The sequence below is a fragment of the Streptococcus sp. 121 genome (assembly GCF_016458205.1).
GTDB lineage: Bacteria > Bacillota > Bacilli > Lactobacillales > Streptococcaceae > Streptococcus.
The window spans coordinates 1-25,799 of the sequence record NZ_JAEMED010000009.1 but is presented as its reverse complement, the minus strand read 5'-3'; the positions used below and the strand labels follow the sequence as shown (position 1 = coordinate 25,799).

Here is a 25,799-nt window from a genome sequence, read left to right as displayed (position 1 = left end):
GATTTTAAATGTATCACTAAATCCAATTCTCTTTCTGAGCTATAATCAGAGCATCCGTTCGGTTGTTAGCTCCAAGTTTTGTCATCAAACTCGTCACATAGTTTCGAACGGTACCATTAGAGAGATAGAGTTCCTGAGCTATCTCTTGATTGGACAAGCCACGAGCTATCCCTTTTAAAACTTGAATTTCACGAGGACTGAGAGGATTGGTCGAATGCGTCATTTCTTCCATCAACTCTGGAGAATACTCCTTTTGCCCTTGTAAAACCTTGCAGATCGTCACCATTAGGTCTGAAATCGAACGTTCTTTTAGCACATAGGCATCCACCTCTGCTGTCAAAGCCCTTTTGAAATAACCAGTTCTCCGAAAAGTCGTTACAATAATCACGCGCACCTCTTGATGTTCACGAATCCATTCTAAAACTTCCAATCCCGTTACATAAGGCATTTCAATATCTAAAATAGCAACATCTACTTCTTTTTGCAGGAGTAAATCAATGGCTTCCCGACCATCCTTGGCAGCATATACCTGTTCAACTTCATCTTCTAAAAGCAACAACTGACACAAGGCATCCCGCAACATGGATTGGTCTTCTGCTACTAATAATTTCATGGTTACTCCTTTCTAAAAGGTAGACTCAGACGGACTAGGGTTGGACGACTGGGTGATTCGATGGTCACTTGGCCATGAATCAATGACAAGCGATTGCGCAAAGAGACAAGTTCCGTAGTCGTCTGATTCAAAAAGCCCTTGCCATCATCTTCCATTTCGACTAACATCTGATCTCCTAAGTTTTTAAATCGTAAACAAGCATGGTCAGCCTCCGCATGTTTAATGACATTATTGGCTAACTCCCTTACCATCATGGTGAGATTGGATTGGAGAACTGGTGATAAATTCGACACCTCCAATTCTTTTTGGACTTGTAAATCGATCCCTGCCATTTCAAACACTTCTTGCAATTGCAGTAGTTCTTCTTCCAAACTCCGATACTTCAATTGATTGACAATGTTCCTGACGTCCATCATACTCTTTCGACTAGTAGCCTGCAAATCCTCTAATTCTTGTTGGACTGCCAACAAATTCCCTTTTTCCAATTGCTTTAACCCCAACTCTGCTTTTATGGCCATAGTCACAAAAACATGCCCCAAACTATCATGAAGATCTTGCCCAATACGATTTCGTTCGTTTTCCGCAATAAGAAGGTTAATGGAGGCATTCTGTTCCTGCAACTGCTTCTCCATTTTTTCTTTTGCCATTTCCTGACGACCACCATAAAACATAAACAAAGCAAAAGAATGAAGAACAAACATAAAGACTACAGTCTCCCAAGTAAAAGGCCCTAGAATAGCCCACCCTAAACAAATAGCTAGAGCCAAGATATAGGAAACCGTTCGAAAAGTCCAGCGATCTTCCGTATAATGCCAGGATAATAGATTTGAGAGATTAAAGAGAAACAAAGAAAACTGTAAGTTTCTTTCTAAGGACATATACAAAATATAGACCAGCATATAAAACCAAGCGACTTTTTCATACAAGGGATTTCGAGTATAAAGCAAGGAAATATAGAAGGCACCAAACAAAAAAGACGATCCAACTATAACAGGAAAATCTACATCGCCCCATGCATATGCAATGGGAAAGATGAGAAAAATAAGCCCAATGAAATACATCGGATTGACTTTTCGCTTTTCAAACATCCTAATTCCCCTCTTTCTTCTGTTTACTATATTGTACTATAGCTAGGAAGATAAAGGTATAGATCGCAACAAATGCTAAAGATTTCCAGTTCAAACGGGAATTTTCTACGAAACTAAGAACAGCTTGATTGACATGATAACCTGGGGTAAATTTGCAAATTCTCTGAACCCATTCTGGAAACACTGAAATTGGCATCCAAGATCCTCCCAAAATAGCTAGGATGAAAAAGCATATATTGGCCACCACGGACATGGATTGTTCCGATGGTAACAAACCTATTAAAAGTCCAATAGCTAAATAAACAATTGACGTTAGTATTAACAAGAATGCCGCACCTCCCCATTCCCAAGGCGACATCGAAACACCCCGCACCAATGCTCCCACTGAGAACACCAATAGTATGGACACCAAGTAGGTTAGAAATACCCGATAGATTTTAGACAGGTAATAACGAGAGCTTGAAATCGGTGAGTAGCGAAGAAAATCTGTCCAGTGATTTTTTCGATCCTCATGTAGCATCAAAGGAAAAGTAAACAAGGCAAAACTAGACATGGAAAACGAGGTCATTGTCAACATGTAGTTTCGAACGAAAACTGCTTGGACCTTGGGATCTCCGAAATCAATAGTTGAGGAGAAAATTAGAAAGAAAATGAGTGGCATACCAACACCTAGTGCAAAAATCCACATACTACGCACCTGTTTCAAGCTTTCAATTTTTAATAAGGCTTTCATCGCTTCTCCTCCTTGGTTTGCTCAAATAAAATATCTAACAAACTCTTATTCTGAATTTGAACATCTGAAATGCTACAACCTTGGGCTGATAGCTCCTCCCAGACTTCCTCAATATTTTGTGTCTTAAAGTTCACATTCTCTCCCTTATCCTCCACTTCATAGTAGAGATGCGGGGATAGTGTCCCCATCCATTTTCTTGCTAAGGTTACAACCTTAACCTGCTCTTCACTTCTCATCAATTCTGGTCTTGTGTCCCGCAACAGTTTCCCCTGATGAATTAAAAGAATCCGATCCGCAGTATGCTCCACCTCTTCAATATAATGACTCGAATAAAAAATGGTCAGCCCCTGAGCCTTTAGCTCCTCCACAATTTCCCAGAAACGCTTCCGAGTACTGGTATCCATACCCGCAGTCGGCTCATCCAAGAACAAGACCTTGGGTTTTCCAACCAAACAGAGCACAAAAGCCAGAAGTCGACGTTGTCCACCCGATAATTTTTGAGTTAATAAATTTTTTTGCTCTTGGGAAAACTGTAAAAGTCTATCCAGCTCCTCATCATTGAGAGAATCTGGAAAAATGTCTTGAAAGAAAGCCAATAACTCTTTAACCTTCAAATCTACTGGAATAACATTCTCTTGTCCTAAAACAGTCAAGTTCCCCTTATTCTCTTTAGCCCAGGGAGCTTTTTCATTGACCCTCACTAATCCGGCACTTGGCTTCCACTTTCCAGTCAGACAATTCATCAAACTTGTTTTACCAGCACCATTAGGACCGATGACAGCTACACTTTCTCCAGCAGCAATATCAAAAGACATGGTGTCGACTATTCGCTTTCCCTTTATTTCCTTGACTAACTTTTCAACATGAATCATATTATTCCCTCCTTATCTAACTCTAGTCTACTCCTTACTGACTATCAGAACTAGCACTGAATGTCATGACTTCTTATGACATTTGTCAGGTAAAACCATTTCCATAGGTAAAACACCAAACTAAAAAAACACCTCTATATAAGAGATGTCATTTGATTTATTTCAAAAATAGGGCTGCCCAATTCTGCCTTGAGCTTAGAATTCGAGCCACATAGACTCTGTATCCTTCAATATAATAAAAGGCCAAGTAATTTTCGATAGGCATATATCGATAACGTTTGCCATCGTCCGTCAATTCCCCATAACCTCGACTAGAGACAAGAGGACAGACCTCAGGAAAGGTTTCTAGTGTTTCCAGTGCTCTCAAAATCAAAGCAGTCTTACTATCTGCTGCTTGTTGACTATAAAAGTTATTAAGGATGTAGTCTCGTATTTCACGCAGATCAGACTTAGCCTGATCTGAAAGAAAAACATCATAGACATTTTGGTTACTCAAGTCCAAATTCCTTTCTTACTTCCGCTAAAGAAGTCACCTTACCTTCCATGATTTCTCGGTGACCATGTAACACTTCTCTTTTTAAGTCTTGAAAAGCAACATCAAAGGTTGAATCTTCGAGATCACTAGTTACAAACACTTTGGGATCTACAGCGCCAGTAGCAACTTTCCTTAGTGTTGCGTTTAGAATATCCGATACTGTAAGTCCTTCCTTCTTTAAGGTATCTTTTGTTTGTTGGTAATAAGCTGTATCAGCTCTAAAATTAACGGGTTGAGTGTTTGCCATATTTCCCTCCATCTTATAAATACAATTTGTAAATACATACTAACAAAATGTTCCCGCTTTATCAATCATTTCTCATTTCAAACATTTTTAGATTGACCACTAGATTTGCTCTAGCAATGAAAGTCAACCTACCTCCACCAATCTTCACTCTTCCTCAAGCATGCGGACGGTTTCTAGTTTCCAATTCCACCAGCCATAAAGCCGGATAGCACCTTCTTGGTCAGTTCGATGCCAAGGGATGCCGCGTTCTCTTAGTCGCTCCAGGGTTTCTTCATGAGGGTGGTGGTAGCGATTGTCTTTACCGGCTGAAATCAGGGCTAGGCTAGGATGGAGGTAATCCAAGAAAGCGGGTGTTGAGGAGCCTTTACTACCGTGATGGCCCAATTTCAGAACGTCTATCGTTAAGTCTGGATAGTGGTTCATGAGAACGTCCTCTCCTTCTTTTTCCAAATCTCCGGTAAAAAGGAAACGAGTTTGGTAAAACTGACCATATAGAACAAGGGAATCGTTGTTATCCCCTTGCCCTTCCTCCAAAGGATAGAGGGCTTGAAGCTGACTATCAAAAATAGGCCAAGTCTGACCGGGTTCGACTAGATGGATCTGAGCTTGGGTGGCCTCTAACTTGTCTAAAAAACCTGCCTTGTGAAGACTGCCAGGACTAACATAGATATGAGAAATGGGAATAGCCTGGTCCACTGCCAAGAGGTCACCGACATGGTCGGCGTCTGGATGGGTGAGGAAAACCTGTTCTAAATGGTCGATACCTCTGGATTTTAGATAGGGAATCAAACTATACTCAGCATTAGCTTTAATGGCCTGTTTGAGCTTAGAACCAAAGCTCACCTTGCCTCCGACATCAATGAGGGCATGTCGTCCTTGCCAATCTCTGAGAAAAATACTGTCACCTTGTCCAATATTGACCAGGGTTATTTCGTTAACCAAGGGAAATTTAGTCAGGAGTAACCCTGTTAGAAAGAGGGAAAAACAAAGGCGGAATCGTCTTTTATGGGAACGAAAATCCCACATAAAGGCCAGACAGAGACATAAGCCAAGAAAGACTGGCAATGACGGTTGACCGAATATGATGGGGCCAGGTAAATAGGATTGGGCCATTTGCAAGCACCAGTCCAAACCTTGTAAAAGACTGTTGATCTCTTCCCCTTTTGTCAAAGGAACGAAGAAGAGTAAAATCAAGAAAAGGGGAAGAAGAACCCGGTCAAAAAGAAGAGACAATAAAAAGGTCAAAAGAATCCCAAAGGGCTGGTATTCACTAAAAAAGAGACAAAGAACGGGCAAACTTGCAAGGGCGAGAATGGGAGCCTGCTTCCGACCAGTCGCTAGGCATCTATCTTGAGCCAGAACTTGCAAAACAAAGGCAAAGCTCAAGGACAAGATGGCTCCCATATCTCGAAAATAGTGGGGGGCTAGTCCGGCCAGCAGTAAGATCAGTACCCAGAACTGCTGCATTCCTCTCAGACCCAAAAGAGCTAATTGTTGTTGAACCAAGGCTCGCAAAACGGACGGACTCCAACCTGTCAGACCAGCATACATGAAGGAAAAGCCCCATTGAAGTTGATTGAGACTTTCCTTGGTCAGCCCCAAGCGAGCAAACACTCGTCTATAAAGTTTGGTGAAGAAATCAACCTGCATGCCTGAAAGAGCAAAAAGGTGAAAAATTCCCAACTGGCGATAAACTTGTCCACGGTCTTCAAAACTCGCTGGCAGATAGCCCAGTAATAAGCCCGTCATGTAAGAGGCCAATTCTTCTGGATAGGTGGATTGAATCCAGCCGATACAAGCGGCCCTCCAAATGGATAGCTTGTCGATAGGATTCCATGTCTCCTGCCAGGTCACTTGTTCGATTTTGGTAATCTTCAAGGTGTGGTAAATCCCTTGTTTTGCTAAATAAGCCCGATAATCAAAACCTCCGAAATTCTCCTGCTCACGCGCTTCCCCCAGTTCTCCTTCAATCACAAGTGATGGCAAACTAGTGCCCTTTTGCAAAAAACGAAGATCTTCTCCTTCCTTTAATCGGTAGGTAAAGCGATAAGAATGCCCCTCCCATTGTGCGACCCCCTTGAGACTCTCCTCCTCGTAAATCAAACTATCTGGTTTAAGAAAAACCTGACGAGGAGCCTCCAGCTCCATTGCCGCTTTGTCCTGACTGAGCTTCTGGCGCAACTGCCAAGTAACGCCTAAGATCAGTAACATCAGAGTCAGCATCAAAAAGACCTCCCTCCCTTGATTCCAGTAAAGGAAGCACATTGACAGTAGCCAGAAAATAATCAGCAAAGGATGGAGAGTGGCCCAAGTAAAATAGGATAAACCTGCCAGAAAAGCGACATGAGGAAGTGACAGTTTCTGGGAAACACTTTGAACGAACTGTTTCATCACAGTCCCCCTCCTCTAATCCACTTGAACATGATCCTTGATTTTTTCCAAGGTTTTCTCCCCAATTCCTGATACTTTTTTCAAGTCGTCAATGGATTGAAAACCTCCGTTTTGGTCCCGAAAAGCTAAGATATCTTCTGCGCGTTTCTTGCCAATTCCAGGGATTTTTTGCAGGTCTTCTGCACTAGCCTGATTGAGAGCTATTTTTCCAGAGTCAGACGAACCAACTGCTTTCCCCCCTACCGATGCTGCCGACGCGATGGTAGGAACCTCACCTTCTCGAGGGACATAGACGACCGCTTCATCCTTGAGTAATTGAGCCAGGTTGAGTCCATTCGGATCGGCCTCTGAAGTTAGGCCGCCTGCTTTTTGAATAGCTGTTTGGGCTCTGGCTGGGCTGGACAGTTCATAGACACCAGGATTGTGTACCGCCCCCTTAACATCCACCGTGATTTTTCCAGTCTCAGATTTTACTGGCTGCTCCTCCGTATTTTGAAGCGTCTGACTTGTTTTGGACACCGCCACGACAGGTGCTTGCACCTGAGGCTGGGATGTCACTTGTTTATAGATGAAAAAAGCCACTACTCCTAGGACCAGGAGCAGTGGCAAAGCGTTTTGGCGAATCAGTTCTTTCCAATTGTGCATAGGCGTTCCTCCTACTTTTTTATTCGGAGAAAAAAAGAAAAAACTATTTCACATCAATAGTTGGTTGATAGACAAAAGAGGCAATCCAGCTAAAGAGGACGGTCAAAAGAATCAAGACCAACACAAAGAGTAAAACCACAAGACGGATAGGCAGAATCAACCAAGTCAAGAGGCTGCGCCCCTGCGGCTGGATTTCCGCTTCCAGTTGATCGAAGGAAGCCTGGAGACGCGTGGAAACTTCTGCTAGTCCCTCACTATTGAGGCGCTTGATGTCGCTCATATCGAGACTATCTCCAATTCGAATGGTAACTGGTTGGCCCTTCAAAAGCCCGCCAATGGTTGTTGGACCTTGGTAAAAGGCTGGTACAATAGGAACTTTAGCAGTCTTAGCAATAACAGCTACTCCTCCCTTGAGTTCAGAAGAGTGACGGGTTCCAGATGGGAACAGCATCAGCGAAAAATTACTTTTTCGCAACATCCGCACAGGGTACTTCAAAACTTCTTGACCTGGATTTTCCCGATCCACCGGAAAGGCCCCACACATCCGAATCCACCAACCAAGAATACGGTTTTTAAAGAGTTCTTGCTTGGCCATAATAATAAAGCGCTTAGGCCGAGCCGCAAAAGCTAGGTAAACAGGATCCCAGAGCGTCTTATGGGGCGCTGCTAACACATAATTGGTCTCAAGGTCTGGTAATTTATCAAGATTTTCATAACGAGCGGGGCCATTTACAGCCCATAACAAAAGGGCGACCAGACTTCTCAGATAAGTATAAAACATATTCTCTCCTTTTTTGACATTATACCCCAAGCTTTTTCAGCACGCAAATAGTATTTTTAAAACAAATCTGATAAGATAAGAGATATGGATAAGAAAGAACAATTGATTGGGCTAACACAAGCCCAGGTTGACGAGCGCCTTGCACGCAATAAGGTCAACCAATTTAACGCCGATGCTTCGACCAGCACCTGGGACATTGTGAAGCGAAATGTCTTCACCCTGTTTAATGCCCTCAACTTTGCGATTGCGGTCGCCCTGATGTTGGTTCAGGCCTGGTCCAACCTAGTCTTTTTCGCGGTTATCTGCTTTAACGCCTTTTCCGGAATTGTGACCGAACTTCGGGCCAAGCACATGATCGATAAACTCAATCTGCTCAATAAAGAGCAGGTGCAGGTTTACCGTGACGGCCAATTAATCGCAGTAGATTCTGAAGAACTCGTGCTAGACGACGTGATTCTACTTGCCGCTGGTGAGCAAGTTCCTAGTGACGCTCAGGTGATCTCGGGAATGGCTGAAGCCAATGAAGCCATGCTGACGGGTGAAAGTGATCTTGTTCCTAAGAATATCGAAGACGAGTTGCTTTCCGGCTCCTTCCTTGCATCCGGTCAGGTTCAAGCACAGATTGTTCGGGTCGGTGCCGACAACTATGCTGCCAAGTTGATGACCGAAGCCAAAGTAGTTAAACCCATCAACTCTAAGATACTCTCCGAATTGAACAAAATCGCCAATTTTACCGGAAAAATCATTATCCCCTTCGGTTTGATTCTCTTCTTTGAAGCCTTTGTCATGAAAATGCTTCCGTTAAAAGATTCAGTGGTAAATACCTCCACAGCTCTCTTGGGTATGCTGCCAAAAGGGATTGCCCTCTTGACCATCACCTCCCTGCTAACAGCTGTTATCAAACTGGGAATGCGTAAGGTTTTGGTTCAGGAAATGTACTCTGTGGAAACCCTAGCCCGAGTGGACACCCTGTGTTTAGACAAAACAGGAACCATTACGGAAGGGAAAATGACCGTTGAAGATTTAGAAGTCCTTTCCACAGATTTATCCAAGGAAACCATCTTGGAAAACTTGGCGCACTACATGAGCCATTCCGAGGATAAAAATCCAACAGCGCGTGCCATCCGCAACTTTGTTTCACAACCAGAGACGGAAGCAGTCTTGGCAGCTGTTATCCCTTTCTCCAGCGATCGAAAATGGGGAGCCATCCAATTTGAACAGAAAGGCAGTTTCTACCTCGGAGCAACAGACTTCTTAGTAAAAGGAACAACTGACTTTATTCAAGCTGCTCAAGAACGTGGTTCTCGTGTCCTAGCCTTCGCATGGAGCCCAGACCCTATCAACTTGGAACACCCTTCTCTGCCAGATAACCTCGAGACTTTGACAATTTTAGAAATCTCCGATCCGGTTCGTGAAGGTGCTGCAGAAACGCTGGAATACCTTCGCTCTCAAAACGTTGACCTCAAAATCATTTCTGGGGACAACCCTGTCACTGTTTCGAATGTTGCTGCTAAGGCTGGTTTCCACAACTACGATCAATTCTTAGACTGCTCTAAAGTCACAGATGAAGAATTAGAAGCGGCAGTTCCTACTACAGCAATCTTTGGACGAGTTTCCCCTCACCAAAAACGCTTGATTATCCAAACCCTTAAGACAGCAGGACACACCACTGCCATGACTGGAGATGGCGTCAATGATATTCTTTCCCTTCGCGAAGCTGACGTGTCCATTGTGATGGCAGAAGGGGATCCGGCAACTCGACAAATTGCCAATTTAGTACTTTTGAACTCTGACTTTAACGATGTACCTGAGATTCTCTTTGAAGGTCGGCGCGTTGTGAATAATATCGGTAAGATTGCGCCAATCTTCTTTATTAAAACAATCTACTCCTTCATTTTAAGTATCATCTGTATGGCCACTGTCCTCTTCTTCCGGGCAGATTGGATCATGATTTTCCCGTTTATCCCAATCCAAATTACCTTGGTCGATCAATTCGTCGAAGGATTCCCACCATTTGTTTTGACTTTCGAACGCAACATCAAACCAGTAGAGCCTCACTTCCTCAAGAAGTCCATGTTCCTAGCTCTTCCAAACGCCTTGATGATTATTGTATCTGTGCTCTTTAGTCAAATTTATGGAAGTATTGCCGGTTGGTCAAGTATGGAAATCGGCACTCTCTCCTACTACTTACTCGGAACCATTTCATTCCTAGCCGTTATCCGGGCCTGCCTCCCACTCAACCTATGGCGCGTGGGCTTGATACTCTGGTCAGTAGGAGGATTCTTCCTCTCCGCCTATTTCCTCAAAGGACTCTTGCATATCAGCACTCTCACAGCCAATACGTGGCCAGTCTACCTAGTGCTTGCAACAATCTTTACCCTAATCTTCATTCTCTTCTCCAAGCGCTATTATCCCAAAGAGATGATGGCAACAGCCTAGATGAAGAGCCTAAACTTGAAGCTGAGACCTTCGTCTCAGCTTTTTTATACTCTTTTAATTTCAAAATCTGACATTGTCAAAGCTCCTCGGTGAACCATTAGTTCTACCATCGTCACTTTTCCTCGTCATTTTTTTGAAATTATTCGAGTATTCTGATTTTGAAGTTAAGTTAGAATTAACTTTAGCAAAAACTTGAAAAGCTTGGTTGAATTTGCTAGGATAACGGTAGCAAATGAAACAAGGAGTCCATTATGTCAGAATACAAATTACCAGAAATCTGGGAAAACCCTTCCGCAATGGGAGGAGCCTGGGGTGGCCTTAATCAGCCAACAGCTGGAAGTCGTTTTGAACAAACATTGCCACGAGGCGACAAACCTTTCCAACTCTACTCCCTTTCAACTCCAAACGGAATTAAACCACTTATTATGTTTGAAGAGTTACGAGAACTTGGAGTCTCTGCAGCAGATTATGATGCTTTTCGTATTAAAATTGGAGACGGGAATCAATTCGGTTCCGACTTTGTAGCCATTAACCCTAACTCTAAAATTCCAGCACTTCTGGATCTCTCTGGTGACAAGCCAGTTCGGATTTTCGAGTCCGCAAACATTCTCCTTTACCTCGCAGAAAAATTCAATCACTTCCTTCCAAGTGACACTGCAGAACGCAATGAAGTTCTCAACTGGCTCTTCTGGCAAACAGGGGCTGCTCCCTTCCTGGGAGGAGGATTTGGTCATTTCTTCCACTACGCTCCTGAAAAGATTGAATACGCCATTAATCGTTTTGCCATGGAAGCGAAACGCCAGCTAGACCTTCTAGACAAGGAGCTCGCAACGAAACCCTATATTGCCGGCGATACTTACACCATTGCGGATATGGCCATCTGGTCCTGGTACGGTCGTCTCGCCCAAGACAAGATTTGGGATAAAGCCGGCCTCTTCCTTAATGTCAAAGAGTACAAAAATCTCCAAGCTTGGACTGACAAAATCGCCCAGCGTCCAGCCGTTCAACGAGCCTTGGAAGTTGAGTATCAGGAAATTTAGACTGACTGAACTATAAAAAAGTGAACCCGAGACTCCTAACTAGGAGTGACCAACTGGGGTTCACTTTTCTTTGTTCGAACACTATTCTTTTAGGAAATCAAACTCACTTAAAAAGAAGCGAGATGAAATTGGCGAGGACCGTAACCATCAACATGAAGCCAAATCCAATCAACCATCTAAAAAAGATACGCTGTTCCTTTCTTCTTTCTGCATCTTGCTTGTAAAAATAATTCTCCAACTTGACTTCCCATCTCTGATCCAACTGTTCGATCATGGTTACTATTTGGTTTTGGAATTGATCAAAACGCTGTTCCATTTTGTTAAACCGCTCATCAATTTGTTCAAATCGTCTATCCACCTGTTCAAATCGTCTATCCACCTGTTCAAAGCGCCTATCAATTTCTGTCCCCAAATGTTGGAAACGTATATTTACACTTTCAAATCCATGGTGCATATCCGATTCGATTTTATCCAGCTTTAAATCGACTTCAGATTTTGAATAGCCATCTTGTAGGGTCATACTCCACAATCTTCTTTTCTTATTTGGATGAACGTCGTTTTCAATTTCTTGAAAATTATCTGTATTGACGTCAGGGATTTTTTCAGCATTTGTCATCTTGACCTCCTTTTTCGATCTCCAGACTTCAGATAGACCAGAGAGCGTTCTTAAACGCTATAAAAATTCAGAGTGTTCAAGAAATCATTGCCGATATGAATGAATAGAACCTCTACTTTACTTCCAAGATTATTCTACACCTATTGTCAGAAATTTTCAAAGAAAACCAGAGCTAGGAAATCAATGATCATGAAAAGACCCGTCTGTAAAGAAGTTCCTTGTCTATGATCAAAACAAGTTCTTCCATTTATCATTTAAAATAGGACAACCTTTCACAGATGTCCTTATTTTTGAGCAAACTCAATCGCGGGCCTCCATATCTATTCATATCCCCCCTAAAACGCTGACTTTTAGGCATTTGTGGCACTTTCACCTATTCATATCTATCCATATCCATACCCTCAAGGGTGCGCAAATTTTGGCGCAAAAAAAAGCCCTGTAACGGGCACTAACATTTTACGGGTTCAGTAGGCAAGGATGGCGTGGCGACCAGCTACGCTTTTTTTATTGCCTAAATCAAGTATAACACAATCATATTGGGTCAAAAACGACAAAAATCTGCTTGTTTTTTCACTCGTTTTTGAGTAAGAGTTCCAGCGAATTGATTCAACCAAATCCCAGCAGACCCGCACTACTATTGTGTTTTTAAAAACACACGCATTTCTAAATACGATAAAAATCAGGGGGAGGGGGGGTCGTACGCGAAACAGGCGTATATCTCCGTAATCGACCCCACCACCGGTGGCGAAACAAAATTTAAACTCAAATTTTTTCAGGGTGGGGGTGTTCTCGTGCTTCCTTCGAGCTTCGTTCTGTTACCTACTGCGTTTTACTGTTACTGTATGGGTGTCAGAATGGCTTCCAGCAAGTCCTAGGTTTCTGCCTGTTCACATTCCACCAACTCCAGCAAGCAACCTCCTAGATATGCATTGGCGAACTCATGCAAGGCCTCGCTTTTTACTTGATCATATTCCTTCACGGTCAGGCCATAGTGTTTACAGAATGCTATCCGTGACAATCTATCTTTAGGCCTTATCATGTACTGATTGACTAGGATAGCCCTAACCAATTCATCTAGGTTGTCGGTAACTCGTTCAATCTCTTCCGCCAGTTCTCCCCCACGGACTGAAAAAGGTCTGCCAGAACTCTCTGCCAACTGCTGGAAACCTCGGTAATTTTTCAACACTCTCACGGCGTGCTTGCTTAATTCATCCACCTTCTACAATCCCCCTCATTCGCCCTGTATGGCGTTCTAGTGTTCGATGGGATAATCTTACCAGTTAACGGCTAACACTTCAAAATGGCATGGTCTCGTTCGTCTAGTTGGATTCTGTGGCGTTGTCTTCCAGCAACTCTTCCAACTCCTTTATTGCTCTAGTCCTAACCCTCTGTACAGTGCTGGAACTCATCTTCATGCTCTTGGCGACCTCGTTCCAGCTATGGCCATTGACGTACAAAAGCCGTAAGACTAGATTATCCTCAAGGTCAGGCAATTGCTCAATAACTTTAATCATATCCGAATACTCACAATAGATGGTATACCTTTCTCTTTTTAATTCTGACAATCTGTCAATTGCATTGATGATTCTATCTTCAGCGGTGTTCTTGTAATTCTTTGTTGTTGATTCGTTTGGTAGATTCTGGGAGGCTAAGTTACTCTCCAAGTATTCGATTTCCCTTTTGATTTCTTGCAAGCGTTTAGGGATTTTCTTGAGTCTGTTTAATCTGTCTTTAACATTCGTCACGAGCTTCCTCCTTACAAATACAAAAGTGCTAGGCGCTAACCCAGCACTTCAAATTCCATTATTCTTCTTCAGGACGCCAGCCGTTGATGATCTTATCAAACCAACCAAACGCTTTTTCTTTTCCTCCTTCTTCTTGTAATCTCTGGAAGGCCATCTCTTTTTTTACTTCCTTAATTTGTTCTAGATCTTCCTCCTCTAGATATTCTTCAAACTTTTTAGCTTTCCACTCTGTCGCATTGGTGTATCCTAGTTGTTTAGCATACTGCCCTTGTCGCCAATCTTCCGCAAACTGCCCTACGGTTTGTTTTAGCAATTTATCTACAAACTTAACAAAACGTACATCAAGCCCTTTACTTTGATAATATCCCCAATTGCGTTCTTCGTACGGCACAAAAGGTGGGCAAATTCTATCTAAGACTTGTTCCTTATACATTGGGCTAACCGTGTCTAGTTCATAGAGATTTCGAGGGGCTAACTTTTGTGGCATCTTCGTTTTTAAAACTTCCTCAACTGATTTCAAAAATTCAATCGCAAACGAATTCACCTCAAACTGTTCAGATTGATTCTTTTGAGATAGATCGTTCAACTTTGTAAGTTCTTTTTCTACTTCCTCCCGTAAAGATAAAAGTGCCTCTTCTTTCTGTTTTCTTGTTAATAATTTGTTACTTTCAATTTCGTGTTTTTCATCATAAACTTTACTATGCAAGGCATACCAACGTTCTTGAAAATCTTCGTATTTTTCTAACACTTTTTTAATCGAACCTACTTGTGGTTTAGTCAGGTAAGGTTTAATATCCTCATACACTCCCAATATCGTATATAAGTCTTCACCTTCTGAAAATTCCCAAAAGGTTTTCTTATCCCCTAAAAACAAACTATAATCATTTCTAAGTGCATGATAAATTGATTTTGCTTCCTGTAATTCCATTTTTAAATCCTTTCTTTGACAAAACAAAAGAGGCACGACTAAAAGCATTTTACGCTCTTATATCGTGCCTCTGATTTTTTCAGTCAGCTATAATTTTTCTTGTGTTCTAGTTTCCGCAAATACGATATTGCCATCGGTAACACTCAAGACAACCTTGCCATATTGCGGTAACTTGACACTATCTATTTTACCATCTTTCAAAAAGAAAAGCCAACCTTCTTCAATTCTATTTGGTTTGTTCATTGATTCACCTCGTTTTAAAAAAGTCTAAAATCAATTTTTTTTAGTTTTGCTTTGATTAGATAAAGTATTCATCATTTTGTCTACGCCGTATACCTCCCCCATAGTACGCTCGACTGCATTGTTCTGCCCTTTGTTTCTCTTTAGTAACTTATCTGAGTAACCAACATAAAATATTAGTTCCCTAGTTCCTTTTTCAGGATTAGGTATTGAATTTTGGTGTACACCAATAACTTTTCCACCCTTCTTCACGAAAAAACCCCGAATATGATTCATTGCTTTATTGGCGCTTGATAGATCTCCTTCAACCACATTAAACGAAAACTTCTCACACTGCATGCCCAGTGATTCATAAATCACGTCAGGGGTAGCCGGTACTCCCCTATTTTTCAATTTTTCGACAAGTTCATCGACCATTTCCGCCATATTATTTAGATTTTTTCTGTTTGTTATAGCCATCTTATCATTTAGTTTTTTGTTTTCGAATTGCATCTTTTCTCTCCTCCTGCTTTGCTATTATCTAGGCCTCACCCTCTGCGTACTGATGTAAGCCATCATATTCCTGTTCTGTATCAACGGACAACAATGTCAGTAACGCCCCTTCTTCCATGTTTGATAGGGAATTGTATGCCGTATCATGATCCAATGGGATTGGGTTATCTGATAAAAGTCGGTCAATGTAATCTAGTAAATCAATTTCATACAAGGCGACCAATTCCATCAGGTCGGTTTTCTCAAGCTGATAAAGTTGGCCAATCCGTTCTTTTACGAAACGGGCTTCAATGTCACCCAAGGCGTTGTTATTTCTAAATGTTGTTAGTGTCATGTTGCTACTCTCCTTCAATCTTCTCTAAACGATTCCCTAACACTCTTCAAATCTACGTACTCTACCGCTAGACCTTCGCCGATAGGGTAGGTTCTCACGTCCCCAACATGGGGAGACTTCAAAAACTCGTTAACCATATCTTCAAAACTCTCAAGGCTACCTTCTACACCCAACTTGTCTTGGGGGATAAATAGCTTAAGTCTTTTTTTTGCTCATTTTTAGCTCCTTTGTCTAATTTTTCCAAAATGTGAGATTTTAGGTGAGATTTTAAAAACCTCCGTAAACCCTTATGTACCAAGGGGTTAGCCCAAAAAGTTAGATGTGAGATTTTGGTTTTCCATTATATATAAAATAAAAGGAAATCTTTTTTGTTCTCTGTATTTCACCCATAATAGAATTAAAAACCTCACCTTCTCACATAATAGGGAAAAACGTTGCTATTAGTGGGTTTTAGGGGTGAGATTTTCAAAAAAAAGGTCTCACCAATTTTCTCACTTTCTCACATATTCATTTTTAATCTTCTTTGTGTATACCGTGGGTTGATTCTTGCGTCTTATCCGTTTCCCAGATTCCATCAATTAAAGCCTCCCTGTCTTTGAGTTCCACCCTTCCGCTTCTCAAACTGTACTTGTTCTTGGTCTCTTTTTCTAAGTGTTGTACGACTTTCCGCCCAAAATTGGTTGTCTTCGGATTGTCTGCTCCAATATCTGACAGAAATGATTTCAGTCGCTCTTTAGCTATGAATAAAGGAACATGCTTCATCTCATGCCATCCATTGGGGATATAAAACTCCGTAAGCCATAGCAGGATATGATCATTATCTGCTTTGTAATTCTCAAGAACTTCTTTCACTGCTTCTGGTTCTATGAATTTGTCAAAATTAGGACTATTCAATATCTTAAACAGAACCCACTCCAACAGTTCCCTGTCCTTTAGAAACACTTGCTTGATTTCAGGACGCTCCTTCTGTCCGTTAAAGTCGGCATTAAATGGGACAATACACAAACGCCTATACCACCCTTGAGATTTGTTTCGGCTATTCGGTAAAGCGTTAGCTGAAAATAAGCATAAAGGCTTTAGGGTCAATTCCACAGGTTTCTCATGTTTAGGGTTAACCATGACCGTGTCGCCTGTTGCTATACTCATCAAGTCAGCCACCTCGTCCAGATACTTGTTACTAATATCATCCCCAATATTACAAACCTTACCAAGAAGAGAAGCTGTCTTATGATCTTCAAACTGGGACGGACGCAAAGCGGATATATTTTCTTGTCCTATCAGATTTTTTAATAAATCTTGATAGGTTCCTTTCCCGTTATTTCCGTCCCCTAGAAGAATAACGATTTTTCCTCTTGTATGGTTTGGGTTGATGGCTTCATTCATGATCTGCCATAGGAGCGTAACAACATCCCTATCACCTACTGCAATACCATCTAGCCACTCATCAAAATCAAACCAGCCCCCTAGTATTGGCTTTTTCGCTTCTGGGTTGTAACTAGTCTTGATTTTACTAGTGATGATATACTGGGGCGCGTGCGGTCTGAAAGTCTTGTCTTTAAGGTTAAAAATTCCATTGTTCACGGGGATAAGATTTCTATCCTCCAGCGGTCGCCTCATCTTTATCATAGTCCTTAATTGCATTTCAACCTCTTTGTAGTGAGCAGACTTCAAGCGGTTATCAAAAGCCCTGCATAATCGCCAAAGTAAATCCCGACTATGGGAATATATCCCACTATCCCAATCAAATGTATAGACGGGACTACTGTCTGAAATTCCTCCCCGACCAATAAAGGTGAAATGGCATAGCTTATTCAAATTCTCCGCAACATCCACGGGGGACGGTATAGGGATTTTTGTTTCCACCTCCCCCTTTCTCGGCCCTTTTGTGATAGTTCGCTCTTCTGTATGCTCTACCCTCCAAAAATCTCCAGCTTGCTTGATTCTGCGGTACAAATCCGCCGTGTTCTCAATCTCGCTAAAATCATGCTCCGCCCCAGCTTGATTCATGCTTAGGGTCAACTCTTCAATATTCATCTATAAACCCAATCTCCTTTTTTCAATTTCTCTTCTCGTGATACTTTCAAAAGTTCTGTCAACCTCTTCCGCCTTTAAGGGGTCAGCCGTAACGCTGTTGGCAATTTTCGCCAACTCATACGCTGTAGCAACATCACAACGGACATACTTTGAGTATAAAAGCCCCACAAAGCGAGTCAGCACAACATTTCTCCCTCCCTCGTCTCCTAGACCATTCAAAAGAGTTTTAACAACTCGCATGGTGATTGAGTCACCGCTATAAGTAGTTGATATAGTTCCCGAACTTTTAGGAGAAGTTACACCGACCACCTCGGCCTTTCCAATCTTTTGTATCGGATAGTCCTGCCCCAGGTTCTGGAAGCGGATAGCCCCAGCCATTGCCTTTGTTTCCACTGGCAAGCCTTGCAATTGTGACCATGTAAGAGAAGCCCCATCATAAGGGAGACCAATTCTATCCCCTATCTCCCTAACAGTAGCTTTATAGCTTACTTCGTCCATCTCTTCACTCGGCTTGACTACCAATCTGTATTTTGGCTTCTCTTGACTGTATGAAATAGTTGGGTAAAGCAAAAAACTGTAATCTTTAAGAACCTCATTCACAGCCTCAAAGAAAGAATGTTGATCCTCCAGATCATCATAATCAAGAAAAATCAAATCACGCGCTACAAGACTTTTGTTATTTCGTTTGTAACTCCCGTCTGCTTCAGATTCAACTGTTCCAGCGATACAATAAGGGGCTTGATTTTTCTTCCATTGACCGAGTCCTGCGGTAGATGGGACAGGTACAGGCTCTAAAGTAGCCAAATAGTCCCACGAACTCATGCCAGAACCTACTAGGGTCAGTCGTCTATTTTGCACTCCTATACTTGTATAAATCATCTTTCTGCTCCTAAAAATTTCAATACGTCACTAACTCGGTAATAGGCTTTCTTGGTGTTTTCAACTGGGGGCATGTATCTTTTTAGCCCAAGTGATTCCCAGCGCTTCAAGGTGTTGCCGTTGATGTCTAACTCCTCAAAAATTTCTTTTTTAGTCATCAAACCCGTTAGCCTGCGGGGGATTTTCTCCCTTGCATTGATATATTCCTCAACACTTCCGAGAATTTCCGTTACCAACTCCCGCCCTACTTCTTCACTCAATACTTTCATTTCCGTACTCCTCCAGCAATTCATCACGGCGGTTCAGGTCGGCCATGATAAGTGTGTCTAGGCGCTTGCCTTCCGCTTGATGTTGCGCCTGTAACTCTCTGATACCTTCCAGCCGTTCCACTTCATTCCTTGGGATATAGTGACCGCTATTGATTCCACGCTTGGCAACAATCGGTACACCGTACTTGGTAATTAGTCGGCTTATGATTTTTCTTGTCGCTCGTTCATCAACCCCGAGGATTCGGCTCAATTCATTTGTATTGATAGGTCTGTCACTCCCTACGGGGATCAATCGCAACAATCTGATTTCGATGTCTGTCATTCATTCCCTCCTAGTTGTAATAGCGCCCAGCAAGCCATACATATCGGCCATAGTCGGGATTTAAATCCATTGTGGTAGATTCTTCCACGGGTTCGGGTTTCGGCTCGTCTAGGCTGATTCTGGTCGGTCTGTGTTTGAGTACCAGCCATAGCAAGCCCAGCAGAACCAAAATGGCTACTGTTTGCCCTGCTGGTGACAAGTTTAGTTCTGTGATCATGCGCCTACTCCTTTTCTTTTTACTTTAAGTTCTGCCATTTGACCCGTATCCTTTTCAGCACACAGAAGGCCGTTCACTGCTCGGAAAATGATTTCTGTGATTTGCTCAAACGGCAAAACGTCCCACGCTTCTTCAAATGTACGGAAACGTTTCGCCCCTGCTCGGCTTCCTTGCTCCATGATATTAGCCACAATCACCCACGAAACACTTTGCCCGTACAAATCTTTGAAAAACTTATCGGCTCTTTTCTTACTTTCGTCCCTAAGTCTCATCTTTTCCAATTCTTCGGCCGTGTATCTGCTCTTGTCAATCGTCCAAACGCTAGCTTTTTTCATTCCTGATTTCTCCTTTTAAGATGGCCGAAAAGGCCAATTTCTGTGCTATAATTAAATAAATCCAATAACCTAAGTCCCTTACAATAACCTTGCCTACGTTATTTGTGATTTTGGTTTTGATTTTACTTTTTGTGCTGACTCATTGGCTGATTCCCAATGGGTCTTTTTTGTGTCTGCGGGTTTTACTATACGATCAGATTTTTTACTTATTCCGCTCTAGTTAGTTTTGGCGAAAATAGCGGAATAGTATTCTTTGGTTACGGCTCTATGTTCGTCCAAGATAGCCCGTAAGGCATAAACTGGGACGGCCACGGTTTGTGTTGACTTAAATCCGTCAAACTGTTCTAAGACTCCCAAGACTTGACTGGCACTTTTTATTAGCCTGTCATAGTCTGTCAGAATGTCATAGGGTTGGGGTGTTCTTTTGTCTGTCATTGCTTTCCTCCTAAGCCCGTCTGTTCCTGTTGTAAATTGCCTTTGAAACGCTGATAGGTAAGCCATACCGTTCTTTGACCGTCATAAGTCCTACAGTATCATCAAGGATTTGCTCCCTGTCCTTCAACATGGCTTCACTCATAGCATTCTTTTTGACCATCTTCGGAAGTCCGTATAAGTTGGATACTGCCTTATTAGCAATGGTGTTCGCCTTGATAAGGTCAACCTGTTGCGCGTGTTCTAGGCCATCACTCAAGCGCTTCATAGCTTGCTTTTGATGTTCCTTGTCCAACATTCGAAAGACTTCGAACCCTTCTAGTCCTGTCGCTTGACGTAAGTTCTTGATCACTTCAAAAACCCAATCTTGAAACTGTTCAGCTTCCTTTTTGCGACTTTTGAAAACAAGTCTATAGATTGATTTTTCATCAATGATAAGAACTTTTTGAGTTCCCCCATTTGTAAGGGTATAGGTAATAGCTACACCCTTTAATCTTTTTAGGGCGTCCCCTGTGTTCTTAATTCCTAGGGCGTCTGTAATATCTTTGGCTACCGCCCACCATTCGCCTTCATGGTCTACAAACCGAATGGGATAGCCGTTCCATTGTTCTGTTTTCATGGTTCTACTCCTTATGTTTTATAAAAAAGTTCAACGAATTAAACTTTTTGATTATAAAAAATCTTCAACTTTACAATCAAGAGCGTTAGCAATTCTAATAAGAGTATAAAGCTTTACATCTTTTTCTTTTCCAGTTTCTAAAAAGGAAATAATAGAACGAGATACTTTTGCTTTTTCAGCCAATTCCTCTTGAGAAAGTCTTTGAAGTTTTCTCATTTCTGCTATTCTTTTACCATTCAAGAGTTTTTCCTCCTTCATCAAAAGTTAAATCCATTAAACAATGGATTATATTGAGTTTAGCGTATTAAACTATTATTGTCAAGCGTATTAAACAAAATAATTGATATTGTTTAGAAATCGTTGTATAATACACTAAACAAGAGTAGATGAAAGTAGGAAATGATAATGAAAATAGGCGATATTGTAAAAGAATATAGAAAAAGTAACAAGCTAACTATGCAAGAATTTGCCGACAAAATAGGGAAAACAAAAGGATATATATCAATGTTAGAGAAAGGAGAAAATCCTCAAACTCACAAACCCATTGCTCCAACTTTTGAGACTTTAAAATCAATCGCTGAAGCTATGGGAATAGAAATCAATAGCTTGATACAGAAATTAGACGGTGACCAAGTTATTAAAGTTAATTCAACAAGATACGATTGGGACGATGAAGAGGAAAATTTAAGGGGATGGGGGACTTACGATTGGGACGGAAATCTTCTTCCTTCTCCATTTCATGAAGAAATTTTCATTGAAATAAAAAATACTCTATCTAGCATTGATGAAGTTACTTTTACACGTCACGATATAGAAACGTTCTACTCGTCTTGTGTACTTGAAAAAATAAAAATTGCAGATCGTGAAAGTTTGATAAAATATTTAAAAAAATCAATTGAAGGCTTTAATAAATTGATTCACGGTGTATCTGATTTTGATGAAGGATCATTAGATAGCGGTCTCTTGTCAGTGATTATTAGAGATAGAAATAAATATAAGTTCTACCTAACTAAATTAGAACCATAACCCACGCAACCAGCTATCCAATGTTATCGGTGAGTCCCTGTTTTAGGGAGTCATCAGCCAACCCACGCGCCCAGCGGATCAATTCAATAGCTGGGGATTTTCCTTAGAACGTGAAAAAAGTCACGTTTTGTAACGAGTTCCTTTGCTTCACATTTTCGGAAAAAAAGTCAGTTTTTGTCAGTAGTCCTGAACTACGAAAAAAGTCCGCAAAAGTCCGCATTATTATTTTAGGTTCTTTGGGGTTCTGGAAAAACTTAACATTTCCTAACAGTCCCTATTTTCACATTTTGGCCATTTTGACAAAATAGCGACCCACTCCAGCGGTTCTACTTTCTCAAATTCGCCGGAACGTAAAAATATAAACCGTGGCGCGTGATACGCCCATCCTGCTTCTTCCCTTACAATCTACCGCTCAAGACTCGCTTAAAATTTCATGATACCTAAGTCCTTTTCAATAACCTTGCCTACTGTAGAAAGGAATATCATGAAAATCAATCAAATCAAAAAGAAAGACGGATCTACCATTTACCGTGCTGATGTCTACTTGGGAACTGATTCAGTAACTGGGAAGAAAGTCAAAACCAAGGTCACTGGGAGAACTCAAAAAGAGGTCAAGCATAAGGCAATCGAAGCCGTGGCCAATTTTAAAAACAATGGATCTACACGGGTTCGCTTTGCCAAGGTGGATACTTACGAGGAACTAGCAGGACTTTGGTGGGATAGTTACAAGGATACCGTGAAAGTAAATACTCAACTAAGCACTAAAAACGTCCTTAAACATGTTCTAAGTTTATTCGGGTCGTACAAGTTGGATAAGCTGACTACTCCCTTGATTCAATCCACCATCAACAACTTGGCCAGCAAAACCAATCGAGGGGAAAAAGGTGCTTATCTCCACTATGATAAAATCCACGCGCTCAACAAGAGAATACTTCAATATGGGGTTGTCCTTCAAGTTATCCCATTCAACCCAGCTAGGGAGGTCATTCTCCCCCGTAATCTTCAGAAAGCAAAACGGACTAAGGTCAAACACTTTGAGAAAGAGGAACTAAAAAGATTCCTTGACCACTTGGATAATCTTGACCATAATCGCTACCGCAATTATTATGAAACAGTGCTATATAAGTTCCTACTTGCTACGGGTTGCCGTATCGGGGAGGCCATAGCTTTACACTGGGAAGATATTGACTTGGCGGGTGGTGTTGTATCCATCACAAAAACAATCAATCTAAAAGGTGGCATAAACTCGCCTAAATCCAAGGCCAGCGAGAGGGATATAGATATAGATCCCCAAACGGTTAGCATGCTAAAAGAGTACAAGAAACGCCAAACCTTGGAAGCTTGGCAACTAGGGCGAACTGAAACGGTTGTATTTTCGGACTTCATTCACGAATACCCCAAAAGGGACAACTTGGACTTTCGTCTCCAAACTCATTTCAAAAAAGCCAATGTCCCAAGAATTGGCTTTCACGGATTCCGCCATACCCATGCCAGCTTGCTACTAAACTCTGGGATACCTTACAAGGAACTCCAGCACCGCCTAGGGCATTCCAATATCTCGGTGACCATGGATGTCTATAGTCATCTATCACGAGAAAGCGCAAAAAAAGCCGTCTCATTGTTTGAGAAAGCTATGGGCGATTTATAGAAAAGTCCGCAAAATGGTGCGCAAATTTATGGAAAAACAAAAGGATAGACCTCAAAAAGCCTATAGATACGGGGTTTTTAAGGTGTGATAAAGGGGAAATCCTTATTTTTGAGCAAAATGCTATAATGGTTCTATGAGTGAAATTGAATTGCGTCCGGGGGAACGGCTAGATCAGTTGTTCACGAGCCCGGTAAAAATTATCCAAAATCGAGAAGTTTTTTCTTATTCGATCGACAGTATCCTTCTGTCTCGTTTCCCCAAACTCCCTAAAAAGGGCAAAATTGTGGACCTCTGTGCCGGAAACGGCGCTGTAGGCCTCTTTGCTAGTCAGCATACCAAGGCGGAGATTCTTTTAGTGGAAATCCAGGAGCGCTTAGCAGATATGGCTCAACGTTCTGTGGCTCTCAATAACTTAAAGCAGCAGGTTCAGGTTTGGAATATGGATTTAAAGGAGCTTCCCCAACAGTTACCTCCTAGTCAGGTGGACTTAATCCTCTGTAACCCACCTTATTTCAAAGCTAGTGAAACCTCCAACAAGAACCATAGCCCCCACTATCTTTTAGCCCGTCATGAAATCACAACCAACCTGAAGGAGATTTGTGCAGTTGCCCAAAAGATTCTAAAATCCAACGGTAGACTGGCCATGGTCCATCGCCCCGATCGCTTACTAGACATTTTAAATACACTGCAGGCTTTTAAATTAGCACCCAAGCGCCTTCAATTTATTTACCCTAAAGAAAACCGCGAGGCCAATATGATCTTAATTGAGGCGATTAAAGATGGCTCAACGGATGGGCTAAAAATCTTCCCTCCTCTCTATATTCATGAGGAAGACGGATCCTATCGTCCGGATATTCAAGAGATTTATGGACGCCAATAAAGACTGCATCTATGTCGTACGTTGCCGGGACAACAGCCTCTATACTGGTTACACCAATAATCTGGAACGGCGAATCAAACAACATAACGACGGTAAGGGAGCAAAGTACACACGTGCCAAAGGCCCGGTAACCCTGGTCTATACCCAAACCTACCCTGACAAAAGTCAGGCCCTCAAAGCCGAAGCCCAATTCAAAAAACTCAGCAAAGCTAAAAAAGAAGCCATTATTGAAGAATACCAAAACCGCTTGAATCCTTAGACTCAAGCGGCTTTTTTGCTTATATACTCTTTTAGTTTATCTTTTATTACTGTGTTAGCTCGTCTTGCCGTAACTCAGTACTGTCTACGACTCGCTGCCTTGTACTAAAAGTAAACTAAAAGACTATACTTAACTAATTTCAACTTCAGAATACTTGCGGAATTTCAAAAAAATGACGAGGAATGCCGATGATGATCGTTCGAGGTTGAGACTTTTGTCCCAACCTTCCTATTTTAGTTAGTTGAATTCACTTTGAATATTAAGGATAAGGCGTGAAAACACGCAATCAATAAATTCATCAAAGAGGCTTGACAAAGCCAGAGTTTAAAATGCAATAAGTATAAAAAATTTGATGCTCCAGATATTCTGGAATAGAAAAGAGTCTCGAAATCAAGCGAGACTCTTACGAAAAAAATTAAACCCAAATTATTCATACCTAACTTAAAAACCTTCCAGAAACCGTATTGATCACAGGGTTTCTGGAAGGTTCTGCTTTTCACCCATTGGGTGAAACATTCAACTAGACAAAAAAGGATTTCCCCTTTATGATATAAGTGCATAGAACAACAAAAAGAAAGGAAATCCACATGTTCAGTCTATCAAATAATAATGCTAAAAACAAGAATTTTTCTTTTGAGGGAGGAAATCTTACGAATTATGGCGGACTGATTCTCTTTAAAGAATTGTTTGAGGTCTTGAAGCTGGCTGAGTTAATTTCCAAATATTTAGTCACTAATGATCAACGCCATTCCCCTCTTTACTCAGACACAATGATTGTTATCCAACTCATTTTTCAAATTCTAGCGGGTCATGATACAGACTATGCCTGTCAAGAATTGAAAGATGATGCTTATTTCCATCAGCTACTAGAGTCGAAACAAGTAGCCTCTCAATCAACCCTGTCGCGTTTCTTTTCACGTGCAACAGAAGAAACTGTTGAGGCTTTAAGACAGCTTAATTTTGAACTAATCCAACTCTTTTTACAATTTCATCAGTTGGATAATCTTATCATAGATGTCGATTCAACTCATTTTACAACTTATGGGAAGCAAGAAGGTTCGGATTACAATGCCCATTACCGTGCTACAGGCTACCATCCTCTCTATGCTTTTGAAAGTCAAACGGGCTATTGTTTCAATG

General features: G+C 41.6%; 32 protein-coding genes. 7 read left to right on the top strand and 25 right to left on the bottom strand.

The features are described from left to right. Positions 1 to 16: 16 nt before the first annotated feature. From JEQ21_RS03020 to JEQ21_RS02980, 9 genes are all read right to left on the bottom strand, one after another. Positions 17 to 613: a response regulator transcription factor gene (locus JEQ21_RS03020; protein ID WP_199363908.1), complete on the bottom strand. Its 597-nt coding sequence runs from the start codon at positions 611 to 613 to the stop codon at positions 17 to 19. A gap of 2 nt (positions 614 to 615) precedes the next feature. Continuing rightward, positions 616 to 1,701: a sensor histidine kinase gene (locus JEQ21_RS03015; protein ID WP_199363907.1), complete on the bottom strand. Its 1,086-nt coding sequence runs from the start codon at positions 1,699 to 1,701 to the stop codon at positions 616 to 618. Between the two features lies 1 nt (position 1,702). Continuing rightward, positions 1,703 to 2,434, bottom strand: a complete 732-nt coding sequence (locus JEQ21_RS03010; protein ID WP_199363906.1) for an ABC transporter permease — start codon at positions 2,432 to 2,434, stop codon at positions 1,703 to 1,705. Then, entirely contained in the window at positions 2,431 to 3,306 is an 876-nt protein-coding gene (locus JEQ21_RS03005; protein ID WP_199363905.1) for an ABC transporter ATP-binding protein, read from the bottom strand. The genes JEQ21_RS03010 and JEQ21_RS03005 overlap by 4 nt, the downstream gene beginning before the upstream one ends. A gap of 157 nt (positions 3,307 to 3,463) precedes the next feature. Further along, on the bottom strand, positions 3,464 to 3,802 hold the full coding sequence (locus tag JEQ21_RS03000; RefSeq protein ID WP_199363904.1) for a type II toxin-antitoxin system RelE/ParE family toxin: 339 nt from the start codon (positions 3,800 to 3,802) through the stop codon (positions 3,464 to 3,466). Further along, on the bottom strand, positions 3,795 to 4,088 hold the full coding sequence (locus JEQ21_RS02995; protein ID WP_199363903.1) for an antitoxin: 294 nt from the start codon (positions 4,086 to 4,088) through the stop codon (positions 3,795 to 3,797). Before JEQ21_RS02995 ends, JEQ21_RS03000 begins: the two co-directional genes overlap by 8 nt. A gap of 144 nt (positions 4,089 to 4,232) precedes the next feature. Further along, entirely contained in the window at positions 4,233 to 6,479 is a 2,247-nt protein-coding gene (locus JEQ21_RS02990; RefSeq protein ID WP_199363902.1) for a DNA internalization-related competence protein ComEC/Rec2, read from the bottom strand. Between the two features lie 15 nt (positions 6,480 to 6,494). Next, on the bottom strand, positions 6,495 to 7,124 hold the full coding sequence (locus tag JEQ21_RS02985; protein ID WP_199363901.1) for a helix-hairpin-helix domain-containing protein: 630 nt from the start codon (positions 7,122 to 7,124) through the stop codon (positions 6,495 to 6,497). Between the two features lie 43 nt (positions 7,125 to 7,167). Further along, entirely contained in the window at positions 7,168 to 7,905 is a 738-nt protein-coding gene (locus JEQ21_RS02980; RefSeq protein WP_199363900.1) for a lysophospholipid acyltransferase family protein, read from the bottom strand. Between the two features lie 84 nt (positions 7,906 to 7,989). Here JEQ21_RS02980 and JEQ21_RS02975 point away from each other — a divergent pair, with 84 nt between their 5' ends. Beyond that, positions 7,990 to 10,344 carry an HAD-IC family P-type ATPase gene (locus tag JEQ21_RS02975; RefSeq protein ID WP_199363899.1) on the top strand — a complete coding sequence of 785 codons (2,355 nt, stop codon included), beginning with the start codon at positions 7,990 to 7,992 and terminating at the stop codon, positions 10,342 to 10,344. Positions 10,345 to 10,595: 251 nt separating this feature from the next. Further along, positions 10,596 to 11,384, top strand: a complete 789-nt coding sequence (gene yghU, locus JEQ21_RS02970; protein ID WP_199363898.1) for a glutathione-dependent disulfide-bond oxidoreductase — start codon at positions 10,596 to 10,598, stop codon at positions 11,382 to 11,384. A gap of 103 nt (positions 11,385 to 11,487) precedes the next feature. On the opposite strand, the gene JEQ21_RS02965 is transcribed toward yghU, so the two are convergent. The 16 genes from JEQ21_RS02965 to JEQ21_RS02890 all read right to left on the bottom strand — a co-directional run bounded on the left by JEQ21_RS02965 (position 11,488) and on the right by JEQ21_RS02890 (position 21,086). Next, positions 11,488 to 12,000: a hypothetical protein gene (locus JEQ21_RS02965; protein ID WP_199363897.1), complete on the bottom strand. Its 513-nt coding sequence runs from the start codon at positions 11,998 to 12,000 to the stop codon at positions 11,488 to 11,490. Between the two features lie 871 nt (positions 12,001 to 12,871). Beyond that, entirely contained in the window at positions 12,872 to 13,192 is a 321-nt protein-coding gene (locus JEQ21_RS02960; protein ID WP_199363896.1) for a hypothetical protein, read from the bottom strand. 127 nt (positions 13,193 to 13,319) lie between these two features. Continuing rightward, on the bottom strand, positions 13,320 to 13,745 hold the full coding sequence (locus tag JEQ21_RS10185) for a DUF1492 domain-containing protein (RefSeq protein WP_199363895.1): 426 nt from the start codon (positions 13,743 to 13,745) through the stop codon (positions 13,320 to 13,322). 58 nt (positions 13,746 to 13,803) lie between these two features. Beyond that, positions 13,804 to 14,673, bottom strand: a complete 870-nt coding sequence (locus JEQ21_RS02950) for a hypothetical protein (protein WP_199363894.1) — start codon at positions 14,671 to 14,673, stop codon at positions 13,804 to 13,806. 87 nt (positions 14,674 to 14,760) lie between these two features. Then, positions 14,761 to 14,916: a hypothetical protein gene (locus tag JEQ21_RS02945; protein WP_199363893.1), complete on the bottom strand. Its 156-nt coding sequence runs from the start codon at positions 14,914 to 14,916 to the stop codon at positions 14,761 to 14,763. A 30-nt stretch (positions 14,917 to 14,946) separates the two neighbouring features. After that, positions 14,947 to 15,405 carry a hypothetical protein gene (locus tag JEQ21_RS02940; RefSeq protein ID WP_199363892.1) on the bottom strand — a complete coding sequence of 153 codons (459 nt, stop codon included), beginning with the start codon at positions 15,403 to 15,405 and terminating at the stop codon, positions 14,947 to 14,949. Positions 15,406 to 15,433: 28 nt separating this feature from the next. Then, positions 15,434 to 15,739: a hypothetical protein gene (locus tag JEQ21_RS02935; RefSeq protein WP_199363891.1), complete on the bottom strand. Its 306-nt coding sequence runs from the start codon at positions 15,737 to 15,739 to the stop codon at positions 15,434 to 15,436. 513 nt (positions 15,740 to 16,252) lie between these two features. Further along, entirely contained in the window at positions 16,253 to 17,746 is a 1,494-nt protein-coding gene (locus JEQ21_RS02930; RefSeq protein WP_442805112.1) for a DNA primase family protein, read from the bottom strand. Between the two features lie 27 nt (positions 17,747 to 17,773). Beyond that, positions 17,774 to 18,652, bottom strand: coding sequence for a primase alpha helix C-terminal domain-containing protein (locus tag JEQ21_RS02925; RefSeq protein ID WP_199363889.1), 879 nt, complete (start codon positions 18,650 to 18,652; stop codon positions 17,774 to 17,776). Next, a complete protein-coding gene (locus JEQ21_RS02920) occupies positions 18,649 to 18,921 on the bottom strand; it encodes an XRE family transcriptional regulator (RefSeq protein WP_199363888.1) in 273 nt (90 codons plus the stop codon). The genes JEQ21_RS02925 and JEQ21_RS02920 overlap by 4 nt, the downstream gene beginning before the upstream one ends. Continuing rightward, a complete protein-coding gene (locus tag JEQ21_RS02915; protein WP_199363887.1) occupies positions 18,905 to 19,243 on the bottom strand; it encodes an HTH domain-containing protein in 339 nt (112 codons plus the stop codon). The genes JEQ21_RS02920 and JEQ21_RS02915 overlap by 17 nt, the downstream gene beginning before the upstream one ends. 10 nt (positions 19,244 to 19,253) lie before the next feature. Then, complete coding sequence (locus tag JEQ21_RS02910; protein ID WP_199363886.1) at positions 19,254 to 19,460, bottom strand: hypothetical protein; 207 nt, start codon at positions 19,458 to 19,460, stop codon at positions 19,254 to 19,256. Continuing rightward, positions 19,457 to 19,795, bottom strand: coding sequence for a hypothetical protein (locus tag JEQ21_RS02905; protein ID WP_199363885.1), 339 nt, complete (start codon positions 19,793 to 19,795; stop codon positions 19,457 to 19,459). Before JEQ21_RS02905 ends, JEQ21_RS02910 begins: the two co-directional genes overlap by 4 nt. Positions 19,796 to 20,011: 216 nt before the next feature. Next, positions 20,012 to 20,230 (bottom strand): hypothetical protein, encoded by a 219-nt coding sequence (locus JEQ21_RS02900; RefSeq protein ID WP_199363884.1) that lies wholly within the window; start codon positions 20,228 to 20,230, stop codon positions 20,012 to 20,014. Between the two features lie 10 nt (positions 20,231 to 20,240). Then, entirely contained in the window at positions 20,241 to 20,846 is a 606-nt protein-coding gene (locus JEQ21_RS02895) for a BRO-N domain-containing protein (RefSeq protein WP_199363883.1), read from the bottom strand. A gap of 51 nt (positions 20,847 to 20,897) precedes the next feature. Continuing rightward, on the bottom strand, positions 20,898 to 21,086 hold the full coding sequence (locus JEQ21_RS02890) for a helix-turn-helix domain-containing protein (RefSeq protein ID WP_199363882.1): 189 nt from the start codon (positions 21,084 to 21,086) through the stop codon (positions 20,898 to 20,900). A 165-nt stretch (positions 21,087 to 21,251) separates the two neighbouring features. Between JEQ21_RS02890 and JEQ21_RS02885 the strand changes: the two genes are divergently transcribed. The 5 genes from JEQ21_RS02885 to JEQ21_RS02865 form a co-directional block, all read left to right on the top strand. After that, positions 21,252 to 21,872 carry a helix-turn-helix domain-containing protein gene (locus JEQ21_RS02885; RefSeq protein ID WP_199363881.1) on the top strand — a complete coding sequence of 207 codons (621 nt, stop codon included), beginning with the start codon at positions 21,252 to 21,254 and terminating at the stop codon, positions 21,870 to 21,872. Between the two features lie 484 nt (positions 21,873 to 22,356). Beyond that, a complete protein-coding gene (locus JEQ21_RS02880) occupies positions 22,357 to 23,520 on the top strand; it encodes a tyrosine-type recombinase/integrase (protein ID WP_199363880.1) in 1,164 nt (387 codons plus the stop codon). 133 nt (positions 23,521 to 23,653) lie between these two features. Beyond that, the gene (locus JEQ21_RS02875) at positions 23,654 to 24,400 is read left to right on the top strand and encodes a tRNA1(Val) (adenine(37)-N6)-methyltransferase (protein ID WP_199363879.1); all 747 of its coding nucleotides are present in this window, start codon (positions 23,654 to 23,656) and stop codon (positions 24,398 to 24,400) included. Then, the gene (locus JEQ21_RS02870; protein WP_196090912.1) at positions 24,387 to 24,659 is read left to right on the top strand and encodes a GIY-YIG nuclease family protein; all 273 of its coding nucleotides are present in this window, start codon (positions 24,387 to 24,389) and stop codon (positions 24,657 to 24,659) included. The genes JEQ21_RS02875 and JEQ21_RS02870 overlap by 14 nt, the downstream gene beginning before the upstream one ends. Before the next feature lie 587 nt (positions 24,660 to 25,246). Then, positions 25,247 to 25,799: transposase (locus tag JEQ21_RS02865; protein WP_199363878.1), on the top strand; the 553-nt coding region annotated here is incomplete at its 3' end.

What these genes read in the sequence shown, in the direction of transcription:
- JEQ21_RS02950 (WP_199363894.1), bottom strand. Translation starts at nt 14,673, where the DNA reads ATGGAATTACAGGAAGCAAAATCAATTTATCATGCACTTAGAAATGAT.
- JEQ21_RS02985 (WP_199363901.1), bottom strand. Translation starts at nt 7,124, where the DNA reads ATGCACAATTGGAAAGAACTGATTCGCCAAAACGCTTTGCCACTGCTC.
- yghU (WP_199363898.1), top strand. Translation starts at nt 10,596, where the DNA reads ATGTCAGAATACAAATTACCAGAAATCTGGGAAAACCCTTCCGCAATG.
- JEQ21_RS03005 (WP_199363905.1), bottom strand. Translation starts at nt 3,306, where the DNA reads ATGATTCATGTTGAAAAGTTAGTCAAGGAAATAAAGGGAAAGCGAATA.
- JEQ21_RS02990 (WP_199363902.1), bottom strand. Translation starts at nt 6,479, where the DNA reads ATGAAACAGTTCGTTCAAAGTGTTTCCCAGAAACTGTCACTTCCTCAT.
- JEQ21_RS02910 (WP_199363886.1), bottom strand. Translation starts at nt 19,460, where the DNA reads ATGATCACAGAACTAAACTTGTCACCAGCAGGGCAAACAGTAGCCATT.
- JEQ21_RS02900 (WP_199363884.1), bottom strand. Translation starts at nt 20,230, where the DNA reads ATGACAGACAAAAGAACACCCCAACCCTATGACATTCTGACAGACTAT.
- JEQ21_RS03015 (WP_199363907.1), bottom strand. Translation starts at nt 1,701, where the DNA reads ATGTTTGAAAAGCGAAAAGTCAATCCGATGTATTTCATTGGGCTTATT.
- JEQ21_RS02920 (WP_199363888.1), bottom strand. Translation starts at nt 18,921, where the DNA reads ATGAAAGTATTGAGTGAAGAAGTAGGGCGGGAGTTGGTAACGGAAATT.
- JEQ21_RS02995 (WP_199363903.1), bottom strand. Translation starts at nt 4,088, where the DNA reads ATGGCAAACACTCAACCCGTTAATTTTAGAGCTGATACAGCTTATTAC.
- JEQ21_RS02895 (WP_199363883.1), bottom strand. Translation starts at nt 20,846, where the DNA reads ATGAAAACAGAACAATGGAACGGCTATCCCATTCGGTTTGTAGACCAT.
- JEQ21_RS02905 (WP_199363885.1), bottom strand. Translation starts at nt 19,795, where the DNA reads ATGAAAAAAGCTAGCGTTTGGACGATTGACAAGAGCAGATACACGGCC.
- JEQ21_RS02925 (WP_199363889.1), bottom strand. Translation starts at nt 18,652, where the DNA reads ATGATTTATACAAGTATAGGAGTGCAAAATAGACGACTGACCCTAGTA.
- JEQ21_RS02930 (WP_442805112.1), bottom strand. Translation starts at nt 17,746, where the DNA reads ATGAATCAAGCTGGGGCGGAGCATGATTTTAGCGAGATTGAGAACACG.
- JEQ21_RS02880 (WP_199363880.1), top strand. Translation starts at nt 22,357, where the DNA reads ATGAAAATCAATCAAATCAAAAAGAAAGACGGATCTACCATTTACCGT.
- JEQ21_RS02980 (WP_199363900.1), bottom strand. Translation starts at nt 7,905, where the DNA reads ATGTTTTATACTTATCTGAGAAGTCTGGTCGCCCTTTTGTTATGGGCT.
- JEQ21_RS02885 (WP_199363881.1), top strand. Translation starts at nt 21,252, where the DNA reads ATGAAAATAGGCGATATTGTAAAAGAATATAGAAAAAGTAACAAGCTA.
- JEQ21_RS02975 (WP_199363899.1), top strand. Translation starts at nt 7,990, where the DNA reads ATGGATAAGAAAGAACAATTGATTGGGCTAACACAAGCCCAGGTTGAC.
- JEQ21_RS02915 (WP_199363887.1), bottom strand. Translation starts at nt 19,243, where the DNA reads ATGACAGACATCGAAATCAGATTGTTGCGATTGATCCCCGTAGGGAGT.
- JEQ21_RS02965 (WP_199363897.1), bottom strand. Translation starts at nt 12,000, where the DNA reads ATGACAAATGCTGAAAAAATCCCTGACGTCAATACAGATAATTTTCAA.
- JEQ21_RS03020 (WP_199363908.1), bottom strand. Translation starts at nt 613, where the DNA reads ATGAAATTATTAGTAGCAGAAGACCAATCCATGTTGCGGGATGCCTTG.
- JEQ21_RS02870 (WP_196090912.1), top strand. Translation starts at nt 24,387, where the DNA reads ATGGACGCCAATAAAGACTGCATCTATGTCGTACGTTGCCGGGACAAC.
- JEQ21_RS02935 (WP_199363891.1), bottom strand. Translation starts at nt 15,739, where the DNA reads ATGACACTAACAACATTTAGAAATAACAACGCCTTGGGTGACATTGAA.
- JEQ21_RS03010 (WP_199363906.1), bottom strand. Translation starts at nt 2,434, where the DNA reads ATGAAAGCCTTATTAAAAATTGAAAGCTTGAAACAGGTGCGTAGTATG.
- JEQ21_RS02875 (WP_199363879.1), top strand. Translation starts at nt 23,654, where the DNA reads ATGAGTGAAATTGAATTGCGTCCGGGGGAACGGCTAGATCAGTTGTTC.
- JEQ21_RS02945 (WP_199363893.1), bottom strand. Translation starts at nt 14,916, where the DNA reads ATGAACAAACCAAATAGAATTGAAGAAGGTTGGCTTTTCTTTTTGAAA.
- JEQ21_RS02940 (WP_199363892.1), bottom strand. Translation starts at nt 15,405, where the DNA reads ATGCAATTCGAAAACAAAAAACTAAATGATAAGATGGCTATAACAAAC.